The sequence below is a fragment of the Pseudoalteromonas sp. SG43-4 genome, assembly GCF_014164325.1.
In the GTDB taxonomy this organism is placed as follows: Bacteria; Pseudomonadota; Gammaproteobacteria; order Enterobacterales; family Alteromonadaceae; genus Pseudoalteromonas; species Pseudoalteromonas distincta.
On the sequence record NZ_JACJFB010000013.1, the window covers coordinates 1 to 12,862 of the forward strand.

10 protein-coding genes are annotated in these 12,862 nt (G+C 41.2%); 7 read left to right on the top strand and 3 right to left on the bottom strand.

Features of this window, described 5'->3' with window-relative positions; translation table 11 throughout:
* The first annotated feature begins 235 nt into the window (after positions 1–235).
* Positions 236–1,300: a uroporphyrinogen decarboxylase gene (gene hemE / locus H5160_RS13280; protein WP_002961084.1), complete on the top strand. Its 1,065-nt coding sequence runs from the start codon at positions 236–238 to the stop codon at positions 1,298–1,300.
* 95 nt (positions 1,301–1,395) lie between these two features.
* On the opposite strand, the gene sthA is transcribed toward hemE, so the two are convergent.
* On the bottom strand, positions 1,396–2,826 hold the full coding sequence (gene sthA / locus H5160_RS13285) for a Si-specific NAD(P)(+) transhydrogenase (RefSeq protein WP_007378904.1): 1,431 nt from the start codon (positions 2,824–2,826) through the stop codon (positions 1,396–1,398).
* Between the two features lie 13 nt (positions 2,827–2,839).
* Positions 2,840–3,973: a fatty acid desaturase gene (locus H5160_RS13290; protein ID WP_182724777.1), complete on the bottom strand. Its 1,134-nt coding sequence runs from the start codon at positions 3,971–3,973 to the stop codon at positions 2,840–2,842.
* A 126-nt stretch (positions 3,974–4,099) separates the two neighbouring features.
* On the opposite strand from H5160_RS13290, the gene fabR reads away from it, so the two are divergent.
* From fabR to leuD, 5 genes are all read left to right on the top strand, one after another.
* Positions 4,100–4,723, top strand: coding sequence for an HTH-type transcriptional repressor FabR (fabR, locus tag H5160_RS13295; RefSeq protein ID WP_002961087.1), 624 nt, complete (start codon positions 4,100–4,102; stop codon positions 4,721–4,723).
* A gap of 405 nt (positions 4,724–5,128) precedes the next feature.
* A complete protein-coding gene (gene leuA, locus H5160_RS13300; protein ID WP_002961090.1) occupies positions 5,129–6,682 on the top strand; it encodes a 2-isopropylmalate synthase in 1,554 nt (517 codons plus the stop codon).
* Positions 6,679–7,755: a 3-isopropylmalate dehydrogenase gene (leuB, locus tag H5160_RS13305; RefSeq protein ID WP_002961092.1), complete on the top strand. Its 1,077-nt coding sequence runs from the start codon at positions 6,679–6,681 to the stop codon at positions 7,753–7,755. Before leuA ends, leuB begins: the two co-directional genes overlap by 4 nt.
* A 60-nt stretch (positions 7,756–7,815) precedes the next feature.
* The gene (gene leuC, locus H5160_RS13310) at positions 7,816–9,216 is read left to right on the top strand and encodes a 3-isopropylmalate dehydratase large subunit (protein WP_182682468.1); all 1,401 of its coding nucleotides are present in this window, start codon (positions 7,816–7,818) and stop codon (positions 9,214–9,216) included.
* On the top strand, positions 9,216–9,815 hold the full coding sequence (gene leuD, locus H5160_RS13315) for a 3-isopropylmalate dehydratase small subunit (protein WP_182733747.1): 600 nt from the start codon (positions 9,216–9,218) through the stop codon (positions 9,813–9,815). The genes leuC and leuD overlap by 1 nt, the downstream gene beginning before the upstream one ends.
* A 93-nt stretch (positions 9,816–9,908) precedes the next feature.
* Here leuD and H5160_RS13320 read toward each other — a convergent pair whose 3' ends face one another.
* Positions 9,909–11,408, bottom strand: a complete 1,500-nt coding sequence (locus H5160_RS13320) for a DUF3360 family protein (protein ID WP_182737739.1) — start codon at positions 11,406–11,408, stop codon at positions 9,909–9,911.
* Positions 11,409–11,824: 416 nt separating this feature from the next.
* On the opposite strand from H5160_RS13320, the gene H5160_RS13325 reads away from it, so the two are divergent.
* Positions 11,825–12,811 (top strand): hypothetical protein, encoded by a 987-nt coding sequence (locus tag H5160_RS13325; RefSeq protein ID WP_182693232.1) that lies wholly within the window; start codon positions 11,825–11,827, stop codon positions 12,809–12,811.
* The last annotated feature ends 51 nt before the right edge of the window (positions 12,812–12,862 follow it).

Consider the following 12,862-nt stretch of genomic DNA (forward strand, 5'->3'; position numbering starts at 1 on the left):
TTTTTGTTAACGCGGGACAAACAATAACAAGGTTTTTGTAATGTTGCAAACATATTAATAAAAAGTTTTAAATGTTATTTATTTTTGTTTATTTTATAGTCAAAATGGATTAAAAAACTCTATTCTATTGATCTACCTCTAGGTAAAGCTGTTTTCGTCCCTAAGCAATAGAGGGTCGGAGAATATGGTGGTACAATCTTGCACAATTTATACAAGTCTTAGGATCATTTACGCCATGAGCGAATTAAAAAACGACCGTTATTTACGTGCACTTGCAAAACAACCTGTTGATGTAACTCCGGTATGGATGATGCGCCAAGCAGGACGCTATTTACCAGAGTATCGCGCTACACGTGCACAAGCGGGCGATTTTATGAGCCTGTGCCGTAATGCTGAGCTTGCATGTGAAGTAACACTGCAGCCACTTCGTCGCTACCCGTTAGATGCCGCTATATTATTTAGTGATATTTTAACGATTCCAGATGCGATGGGTTTAGGTCTTTACTTTGAAACTGGCGAAGGCCCTAAGTTCGAACGTCCTATTTCATCTCTTGCTGATGTTAAAAAAATTCCAAAGTTAGACCCTACAGACGAGCTTGGCTACGTAATGAACGCAGTAAGCACTATTCGTCGTGAGCTTAAAGGCGAAGTACCGCTTATTGGTTTTTCTGGTTCACCTTGGACGCTAGCAACGTATATGGTTGAAGGCGGTAGCAGCAAAGTATTTGGTAAAATCAAAAAAATGGCGTTTGCAGAGCCGCAAACACTTCATTTATTACTCGATAAGTTAGCTGATTCAGTTATTGATTACTTAAATGCTCAAATTAAAGCTGGCGCGCAATCGCTAATGGTATTTGACTCATGGGGCGGTGTATTAAGCCCGCGCGATTACAACGAATTTTCATTACAATACATGCATAAAATTGTAGATGGCTTAATTCGTGAGTACGACGGTCGTAAAGTACCGGTTACTTTGTTCACTAAAAATGGTGGTCAATGGATTGAAGCTATTGCAGCAACAGGCTGTGATGCAATCGGTCTTGATTGGACTATTAATATTAGCGACGCTAAGCGCCGTGTGGGTGATAAAGTAGCTCTACAAGGTAATATGGACCCATCTATGTTACACGGTACACCAGAGCGTATTCGCCAAGAAGTAGGCACTATTTTAGAAGACTTTGGTACAGGCAATGGCCACGTGTTTAACTTAGGCCACGGTATTACACCAGATGTAGACCCTGAAAATGCTGGCGTATTCATTAATGCAGTACATGAGCTAAGTGCTAAGTACCATAAGTAATAGTCACTAAAACAAGCTTTAAAACTGTTTAAAAGTAAAAAACCCGCTAAGTTGCGGGTTTTTTGTTACCTATTTATAAAGGCTTTTAAAACTACTTATTTAAATAAGCGATTTAAGCCATTTAATGCCGCAACACGGTAGGCTTCAGCCATGGTTGGGTAGTTAAATGTGGTATTTACAAAGTAGTCGATATTATTGCCACCATTTTTTTGTTCCATAATAGCTTGGCCAATGTGAACAATTTCAGAGGCACGTTCGCCAAAACAATGTACGCCAAGTACTTCTTTGGTTTCGGTGTGGAATAATATTTTTAAACTACCTACTTCAGTACCAGCAATTTGCGCGCGAGCCAAATGCTTAAACTGAGCACGGCCTACTTCATACGGTACTTTAGCGGCTGTAAGCTCTTGCTCGGTTTTACCTACTGAGCTCATTTCTGGAATGGTATAAATACCAGCCGGAATATCAACAATCAGCCTGTCATCGCAGTTACCACATGCAATTGCATCAGCAGCTATACGACCTTGGTCAAACGCAGCACTTGCAAGGCTTGGGTAGCCTATTACATCACCTACAGCGTAAACGTTATCAATTTCTGTTTGGTATGTTTCGTTAACTTTTAATTGGCCACGGCTATCGGCTTTTAAGCCAATGGCTTCAAGATTTAGTGTATCAGTGTTACCAGTACGACCATTAGCAAATAAAATACAGTCAGCTTTTACGCGTTTACCTGATTTTAGATGCATTATAACGCAGTCGTCACGCGTCTCAATTCGGTCAAACTCTTCGTTATGGCGAATAACAATACCGCTATTCCAAAAGTGATAGCTAAGTGCGTCAGATATTTCTGCATCCATAAAAGCAAGTAGTCGATCGCGTGTATTAACCAAATCAACTTTAGCGCCTAAACCTTTAAATATTGACGCGTACTCACAACCAATTACACCTGCACCATAAATCAGTACACGATGAGGGTCATGCTCAAGGCCAAGTATTGTGTCACTTTCGTAAATGCGAGAATGCGTAAAATCTACCTCTGGTGGGCGATAAGGGCGTGAACCCGTTGCAATAACAATCGTTTTAGCAGTCAGTCGCTCAGTTGAACCATCATTTCGTTTTACTTCAATTGTGTGCTTATCTACAAAGCTCGCATCACCTTGAAACATATGAATGCGGTTACGATCGTAAAAGCTACTACGTAAATTAGATTGCTTAGAAATAACAGAACTTGCGTGACGTAAAATATCAGGAAATGTTAAGCGGCTAGGGCGCTCACCAACATTAAATAACGGATTTGCTTTGTATTCAATATAGCGGCTAACAGAGTGGCGAAGCGCTTTTGAAGGAATTGTTCCCCAATGTACACAACCGCCACCAACTGATTCTTGGCGTTCAATAACCGCTACTTTTTTATCGTTTTTTGAAAGGTTCATGGCGGTACCTTCACCGCCAGGACCCGTGCCAATAATTATTGCATCATATTGGTATGTCACGGGTACTTTTTTTTGTTCTGGTTGTTTGGCCACAGCCACTCCTAAATTAATTAAAAGAGGCTTTTAATAACCTCGCATTAAGTGCTAGCCATGCCTGTTTTTGATTTTCCCAGGCGGCTTCCAACTCATGGTATTGTGCCATTAATGCTGAGCGTTCACACTGCTTTGCCATGTTATTTTTTTTAACTTCTAACACTTGTTTTTGTAGTGAACAATAATTTTGCAGTTTTTTCAGCAGTAAATCGTACTCTTGTTGTAATAATGTAATCTTATCTTGTGCTAAAGGCAATTTTGCAAGACGCGTTTGCGTTTTGCTCATGAGCGTTTCGGCCTTCGCTTTTTCTATACGTTCAACAGGAGTACGCTTTAACTTATTGGCTAAACCAACAGCTGCTAAAGAGCGAATCATCCATTTTGTTGGATCGTAATGAAACCACTTAATACCGTTACGGTAGTCGCTTGCAAAAATATGGTGGAAGTTGTGATACCCCTCACCGTATGTAAATAACGCTAAAAAGCCGTTATCACGTGCCGTATTTTTTTCGGTGTATGGGCGAGAGCCCCAAATATGTGCAACTGAGTTTATAAAAAAGGTAAAGTGTTGACTCATTACTAAGCGTAGTAAACCAGCAAGAATTAACATCCCCCACACATCACCAACCAATAAACCAAGTGCTAGAGGCAAGCCTACGTTCATAGCAATCACAAGCTTTAAGTAATGTTTGTGTTGCCACATAACTATTTTATTGCGCTGTAAATCACGACAATTACTATAATCACCGTAGCTATCGCCTTGGTAGTCACGTAACATCCATCCGATATGGCTATACCAAAAACCATTGGTCGCCGCGTAAGGGTCTTTTATTGGGTCGTCAACTTGACCGTGATGTATACGGTGATCGCTACTCCAATGCAATGCACTGTTTTGCAGCGCAAAAGCACCGCCAAGCGCAAAAATAAATTCAACTGCAGGGTGTGCGTTATAGGTTTTATGTGCCCATAATCGATGGTAGCCGGCAGTAATTGATAAGCCCGCATAAAACATGCAGGCTACAAAAGCAATCCAATGCGCGCTGGTAAATCCGTAGCTAATGGCGTACCAAGGTACAAGTGTGGCAGCCGCCAAAAAGGTTAGGCTAAAAAATAGGACGTTTGTCCAAATAATCGGTGGTTTATTCATAATTCTCAATCTCAGCGTACAACTGTAAGCTAAAATAGTATTTCAAACTCTTGTCGTCAAGTATTAGACTGTACAATTGAGCTAATATCACTAAATATTCATATAAAATAATTCAGGGAGCTGTTGATGTCGGGTGTTAGAGCGCAACAGAAACAAAAAACACGACAGGCGTTAATTCAAGCGGCATTTAATCAGCTGAGTGCTGATCATAGTTTTTCGAATTTAAGTTTACGCGAAGTAGCACGAGAAGCTGGTATTGCCCCAACTTCTTTTTATCGTCATTTTAAAGACATGGATGAGCTAGGTTTAACCATGGTAGACGAAGCCGGTTTAACTCTTCGCCAACTTATGCGCCAAGCACGCAGACGAATAGCTAACGATGGCGGCAGTGTTATAAATACCTCAGTGGTTACTTTTATGGAGTTTATTGATAACTCAAGTAACCAATTTAGGTTGTTGCTGCGAGAACGTTCTGGGACTTCTAAAGCATTTAGAGCCGCAGTAGCGCGCGAGGTAAAACATTTTATTTTAGAGCTGGCTCATTATTTAGAAAGTGAAACTAAATGTAATGCTATGCATGCCTATATTCAGGCGGAATCTATGGTAACGCTCGTATTTAATGCGGGTGCAGAAGCGCTCGATATAGAAGGATTGCAACGCGACGAATTGATTGAGCGCGTTATTTGGCAGCTGCGTTATATTACTCGTGGAGCCGGGCATTACGTAAGAGAAACGAGTAAAGAAGCATAGCTTAAAAAAATTGTAAAAAGTTAATATAAGCACGGTATATTGCAGTGCTTATTAATTTAAGCGTCACTAGTCATGTATTTGTTATTTTAATTCTTAATAGGTGCCTTGGTTGAATTAAAAAACCCAATTGAATCGTTTTTAAATCTGTTTTGTGGAATTTTTATGCTTGCTTCCGTCGCTTTGTAATGTTAAAAATAGGCTTCACTGAACACACACACAAGAAAACAAGATGCATATTATTCGTTTAATTACACTAAAACTTAACCTCTTACTGCTATGGTCAGTGAGCGGGGATTAGTGTGTTTGCATCGAGTTGAACACTAAAAACCCCGCAATTGCGGGGTTTTTTTTATCTCGCGGCTGGGATTAATTGAAATTTGGGTAACATAGGAATGAGGGGCAGTTATGCAAGAGCAAGATAAAGTATGGATTTTTGATACCACCTTACGTGATGGCGAACAGGCGCTTAAAGCAAGCCTTACTGAAGATGATAAAATTCAATTAGCGCATACAATTAGCCGCTTGAATGTGGATGTGATGGAAGTGGGTTTTCCGGTTTCGAGCCCTGCTGATTTTCGCTCGGTGCAACGTATTGCAACCGAGGTAAAAGGTCCGATTATTTGTGGTTTAGCACGCTCTGTTGCCAAAGACATTGAAGCCTGTGGTGAAGCACTTCGCACAGCACAACAAAGCCGTATTCATACTTTTATTGCTACAAGCCCTTTGCACCTTGAACATAAATTACGTATGAGCCTAGACGATGCAACGGCAATGGCTGTTAAATCAATTAAATTGGCGCGTAACTATACTGATGATGTTGAATTTTCGTGTGAAGATGCTGGTCGTACGCCGCATTGGGATTTATGTAAAATTGTTGAGCAGGCAATTAACGCCGGTGCCTCTACTATTAACTTGCCAGATACCGTTGGTTTTGTAACGCCAGATGAGTACGCCGCGATGATCCGCCATTTAATGAATAATGTGCCAAATATTGATAAAGCGCGCTTAAGTGTGCATTGCCACAACGATTTAGGTTTAGCAGTAGCAAACTCGGTGGCTGCAGTGCAAGCCGGCGCACGCCAAATTGAGTGTACTATTAATGGCATTGGTGAGCGGGCTGGTAACTGCTCGCTTGAAGAAGTGGCAATGATCATGAAAATGCGCAAAGACCACTTAAAAGTATACACAGATATTAAAAGTGAAGAAATTTACCGCGCATCTCGCCAAGTGGCTAAAATTTGTAATATGCCAGTACAACCAAATAAAGCGATTGTTGGCGAAAACGCCTTTGCGCATAGTTCTGGCATTCACCAAGACGGTGTATTAAAAGCGCAAAATACTTATGAGATTATGTCGCCAGAAAGCGTGGGTGTGCCAAGTAACCAATTAAATATGACTTCGCGTTCGGGTCGTCATGTTATTGAGCATCGCCTAGAAGAGTTAGGCTATCAAAAATCTGATTACGATATGGATGGCTTATATAAAAGCTTTATTGAGTTGGCTGACCAAAAAGGCACAGTATACGATTACGACCTTGAGGCGATGATTTACTTTAATCAAATTAACGACAAAGACGAAAAATACCAATTAGAATTTGTTAACTCAGCTTCTAACTCACAATCGGTAGCAAGCTCTACGATTGGAATGCGAATTGATGGCGAAGCTAAACAAGAAGCCGCGACAGGTAATGGCCCAGTTGAAGCTTCGTTTGCAGCCATTGAGCGCTTAACCGGTATGAGCGTTGAAATGATTGAATATAACTTAGAAGCGACAGGTCAAGGTGCAAGCTCATTAGGCCAAGTAAATATTATAGCTAAATACGATGGCCGACCTTACCACGGTGCGGGCATTGCAGCGGATGTGGTTGAAGCGTCGGTACGCGCCATGATCCGTGTTTATAACTTAATTTATCGTGCACAAAAAGTGTCTGATTTAAAACAACAAAGGAAAGCAGGATGAGTAAAACAAACTACAGCGTTGCCGTATTAGCTGGCGACGGTATTGGTCCAGAAGTGATGGCAGCAGCAGAACAAGTACTTGATGCTGTGAGCAATAAGTTTGGTTTTACCCTGAACCGTGAGCATTATGCAATTGGTGGCGCAGCAATTGATGAATTTGGTAAAGCATTACCAGAGAGCACACTTGCAGCGTGTGAAAACGCTGACGCTATTTTATTTGGTTCGGTAGGCGGTCCTAAATGGGAAAACCTACCACCAAACGAGCAGCCTGAGCGCGCATCGTTATTGCCGCTTCGTAAGCACTTTGGTTTGTTTTGTAACCTGCGCCCTGCACAGTTATTACCTGCATTAAGTGCAGCGTCACCACTTCGCGCTGATATTAGCGAAAAAGGTTTTGATATTTTATGTGTGCGCGAGCTAACCGGCGGCATTTATTTTGGCGAAAAAGGCCGTAGCGGCGAAGGCGCTGAAGAAGCTGCTTTTGATACGCAAACATACTCGCGTAAAGAAATTGAACGTATTGCTCGTTTTGCTTTTGAAGCTGCAAAACTACGTAGTAACCATGTTACCTCTGTTGATAAAGCAAACGTACTTGCATCAAGCGTATTATGGCGCGAAGTAGTCACCGAAGTAAGCAAAGACTACCCAGAAGTAAGCCTAGATTACATTTACGTAGATAACGCCGCTATGCAGTTAGTTAAACAGCCTAGCCAATTTGACGTACTACTTTGCGATAACTTATTTGGCGATATTTTGTCAGATGAGTGCGCGATGATCACAGGCTCAATGGGCTTATTACCTTCGGCAAGCTTGAATCAATCGGGTTTTGGATTGTACGAGCCAGCAGGCGGTTCAGCACCAGATATTGCAGGTAAAGGCGTTGCAAACCCAATAGCACAAATTTTAAGTGCCGCATTAATGCTACGTTACTCGCTAGGGCAAGACGAAGCTGCTCGCACGATTGAAAAAGCAGTAGCAGAAGCCGTAGAAGCAGGCGTTGGCACACCAGATATATATCCAAATGCAGGTTACAGCACAAGCGATGTGGCAGCCGCTATCGTTTCACGCATTTAATAACATATTAAAGTTGCAGCACCGTTATGCTGCAACTCAAACAGATTAGGGAATTAGCAAGTGGCCCAAACGTTATACGACAAAATTTGGCAAGCACATACCGTTGCCAGCATAAATGAGCAAACTGACTTACTTTATATTGACCGCCATTTAGTGCATGAAGTTACTTCTCCGCAGGCTTTTGCAGGTCTGCGTGAAAAAAACCGTACTGTACGTTGCCCAGAAAAAACCTTTGCAACGATGGATCATAACGTATCGACTAAGAGCCGATCACTTGATGCCGCAAGCGAAGTATCTAAAAATCAATTAATGGCGCTTGATAAAAACTGTAAAGAGTTTGGTATTGTACTTTACGATTTAAACTCAATTAACCAAGGCATTGTGCACGTAATGGGCCCAGAGCAAGGTATTACTTTGCCAGGCACAACCATTGTATGTGGCGATAGCCATACTTCTACGCATGGTGCGTTTGGCGCATTAGCGCATGGTATTGGTACGTCTGAGGTTGAGCACGTATTAGCAACGCAAACGCTACAGCAAAAAAAGGCGAAATCGTTAAAAATTCAAATTAACGGTGTATTGCGTCCAACAGTTACGGCTAAAGATTTAATTATGGCGGTAATTGGCAAGTTAGGTACTGCTGGTGGCACAGGCTATGTAGCAGAGTTTTGTGGTGCAGGCATTGAAGCGCTTTCAATGGAAGCCCGTATGACGCTATGTAATATGAGCATAGAAATGGGTGCAAAAGCGGGTTTAATTGCATCTGACCAAATTACTTATGATTATTTAAAAGGTCGTCCGTTTGCACCTAAAGGCGCAGATTTTGATGCAGCCGTTGAATATTGGGAAACCTTAAAAACAGACGAAGGCGCACACTTTGATTTAGTTGTTGAGCTAAATGCTGACGACATTCAGCCACAAATTACCTGGGGCACAAGCCCAGAGCAAGTAATTGGTGTTGATGAGTGCATACCCGATCCAGATAAAGAGCCAGATTTAATTAAAGCCGATGCCATTCGCAGCGCACTTAAATACATGGGCTTAAAAGCGGGCGATAAATTATCAAGCGCAAAAGTAGACACGGTATTTATTGGCTCATGTACTAATAGCCGTATTGAAGACTTACGCGCAGCTGCAAAAATTGTTGAAGGCAAGCAAGTTGTAGCCGGCATAGAGGCGTTAATTGTACCGGGCTCTGGCTTAGTTAAAAAACAAGCTGAAGACGAAGGCTTAGCCGATATTTTTAAAGCCGCAGGCTTTGAATGGCGCGAACCAGGTTGTTCTATGTGTTTAGCGATGAACGATGACCGCCTAGAAGCAGGCAAGCGTTGTGCATCTACTTCTAATCGTAATTTTGAAGGTCGCCAAGGTCGTGGCGGGCGTACCCATTTAGTTAGTCCTGCAATGGCGGCAGCCGCTGCAATACATGGTCACTTTGTTGATATTAGAGGAGAAGCATAATGAGCGTATTTTTTAGTGGCTTAATGGCTCCACTTGATAAAAACAATGTAGATACTGACCAAATTATTCCTAAGCAGTTTTTAACATCAACTAGCCGCGAAGGTTTTGATGCTGCCTTGTTTTATGATTGGCGTTACCTAGATAACGGTGAGCCAAACCCTGACTTTATTTTAAATCGCCCATGCTACCAAGGCGCGCAAATATTATTAACGCGCGACAACTTTGGTTGTGGCTCATCTCGTGAGCATGCTCCTTGGGCGCTTAAACAATATGGTTTTGAAGTTATTTTAGCTGAAAGCTTTGCAGATATTTTCTTTAATAACTGTGGTAATAACCAAATGTTAGCCATTGCGTTACCTGCCGACACGCTTGAGCAATTGTTTGTACTTAGCGAGCAGCACGACGATATTAACATTGAAATCGACCTTGAAAATCAAACATTAACAAGCAGTAAGTTTGCGCCAATTAGTTTTGATATTCGTAAAGACGTAAAAGAGCGCCTATTAAGTGGCTTAGATTTTATTGGTGTAACCGAAACACTAAACCCACAGATTGATGCGTTTGAAAAACAACTAGCAGCTAAGCGCCCTTGGCAGTAATTGTTTAATCTGTATATAGTAAAATCACGTATTGAAAAGCACGGCAATTGCCGTGCTTTTTTGTGGGTAAATATTAGGTTCAGTACCTAAGGCTTAATGTCTAAAGTCAGCCATTAACGCAGGTATACCAGGTAACATGCCTACAATTGCCATTACAGTGGTAAGTAGCACAAACATAATAAGTGGAATCACCCAGCGGCTCATCTTAGTTAGCTCAGCGCTACGTTCTTTACAGCCAATAAGCCCTAAGTTATCAAGTAACATAGTAAGCGACCAACCAAAAGCCGGGTTAACCAAGGTTGAGGCAAACACCACAATAGCGGCTGATTGCGTTGTTTTGCCTTCGCGCGTCATTTCCATGCCAGCTTCAAGTAGCGGAATAAACACTCCTACAATAAGCGCTACACAAAGCACAGGTTGCCAAATGGCTAAATCCATTGGGTAACCCCATAAACCAGCAATAATACAAAATACGGCTGTTAAAATGGCGCCAGCCGGAATAGGGCGTTTAGCAATAGCAGCAGGTACAATGTAGGTTCCCCACGATGAGGTAAAGTTAGCACCACCAGCAAGTGAGCCAAATGTTTGTCTAACCGATGCGCTCAGCATGGTGTCGTCGATATTCATTTGTACTTTTTCAGTACGTTGCGGATAGCTTATTTTTTGAAATACTTGATGACCTAAAAAATCAGGTGACCACATAGCAACGGCGAGCACTGCAAATGGGAGTACAACCACAAAGCTTTCAAGCGTTGGCAGGCCAAGCATCCAACCCGTGTTTTCGCCCCACCAGTAAGCGGGGTTCATATTTGGTAAACCGGGAGCAGTATGAAACTCAAACGGTGCACCTAGAGCAAAGGCAACCACACCACCAATAAGGCAGCTTAACGGCACGGCTAACCAACGCTTTTTAAAGTGCTCTAACAGTGCATACAATAAAATGGTGGCTAAAATAACAATAAACGCAATATGCGCCATATCAATGGCCTCAGCCCAGGCAAACAGCTTTTTAACCTGCGAAATAGTACCAATAAAACCTAAATAAATGAGTAGCCCGCCACATACACCTTTACTGGTTAGGCGCGCGAGCATACTTCCTCCTTTGGTTATGGCCAAAATAAAACCAAAGGCACCAATGAGTAAGCCAAACGCCATAGGGTGACCGCCAGCAGCAACAACAATAGGAATTAACGGAATAAGCGGGCCATGAGTACCAGCCAAGTTAGCTGTTGGTAAAATAAAGCCTGAGAATAAGATGATAAAAATAGAAACAATGAGTAATTCGTAGCGCACGTTTTCTAAAACAAAGGCATCGCTTAATCCAAGAGGCGCTGCAAATGTTGCCGCAATAGCACCCACCATAACGACTTTACCAATAGTGCCCGCCATTGCTGGAATGGTGTCTTCAAATTCAAATCGGTAATCTCTAAATGGTAAATTAGGACGCCAGCGCTTAGGCTGCATAATTTGTAATTCATGTTCGAGATACTCGTCGCGAGTATTAAACTCTGAACTCGGCTTGTGAAGCTGCTCGTAGCTTTGAGCATCCTTGTGCGTGTTTGATGGTGTATCACCGGGTGGGGTAGTTTGCATGCGTTCTCCTGCAACATTGTTGCTTAATCAAATAAATACGGCTTTTGTTAAAGCAAATGAATATTGAACATGCAGGGTAAATCAGCTCTTAGGCTGGGATGTATAGGCAAAAGGTCGTGCATGGTTGTTTTTAATACAGTTAATCTGACAATCAGCTTTATGTTAAAATTATAAAACTACACGAAATGATTTAAAATTAATATAAATCAATGGCTTGTTTTTATTTTTTAAAGAATTTGATCACTGTTTATAGCGGGAAATAGTGTTAATGGCAGGTTATTATCCTTTAGTCTTAGTGGCTGTGAAAGCCGTTTTATTTCAAGCTATTTGCTTGCAGGAGCCGTTAATATTGTTTTATTTGTGGTGGAATAATACTTCTGTTACTTTCTGATTGTTAATAACAATAAAGAATAGACATGCAACTCAACTCCCCTAAATCAATTGGTATTTTACTTGGTACGCTTTACGGCATATTTATGCGGCTGTTTATAGAGCTACTTGATACTTATAATTTAAGTAGCCTAGTCTCTATATCATTTATGTTTTTAGTGCCCGTTGCAATTGGTTATATTCGTGTTCACTTTGAATTTAAGAGCTCAAAAACCTTAACTAAAAGGCAAATGGTCACGATTGCTTGGCAGCCTATTTTTGTTTTTTTATTTGTAAGTGTAATTACTTTACTTGAAGGCAGTATTTGTGTGGCTATGGCTTTGCCTGCTTTTATGTTTTTTGCCAGCATTGGTGGATTACTTGCGGGTTTTGTTAGAAAGCGTGAAATAAAAAAAGCGAATAGTTCTTTATTATCAATCGCGTTGTTACCTATATTGCTCTCACCTATTGAAGTTAATTTTTTAAATTTATCAAAAACATACGAAGTAACAAATTCAATAACTATTAACGCGCCCATCAATGTTGTGTGGCAACAGTTAGCTAATGTGAGTGATATAAAACCACAGGAAGTGCCTTTTTCACTCACTCAATTAATTGGTGTACCAAAGCCATTAAAGGCAAGTATGAATGCAAGCGGTATAGGCGCTGTTCGCACAAGTACTTGGCAAAAAGGGGTTATATTTAAAGAAGTTATTACGGACTGGCAACCAAATAAACAGATGCTTTATAGATTTGACATAGACCCAGATGCTATTCCCGATGACGCACTCGATAAACACGTAAAACTTGGCGGTGAATACTTTTCTCCACTTTACGGTGGTTATCAGCTAAGTGAAGATAAAAGCGGCAATACAATTTTAACGTTAAAAACGACCGTGCAAGACAATACAAATTTTGGTATTTATTCACGAATATGGGGAGAGGTGATATTTCAAGATTTTCATCATTCACTTTTAACGTTGATGAAAAACAGAGCTGAAAAGTCACTTATCGCAACTGTTTCTTATAATTAGCTTAAATCATCATATTTTTAAAAAATATTACACACTAAAGGTTAAAAGCCT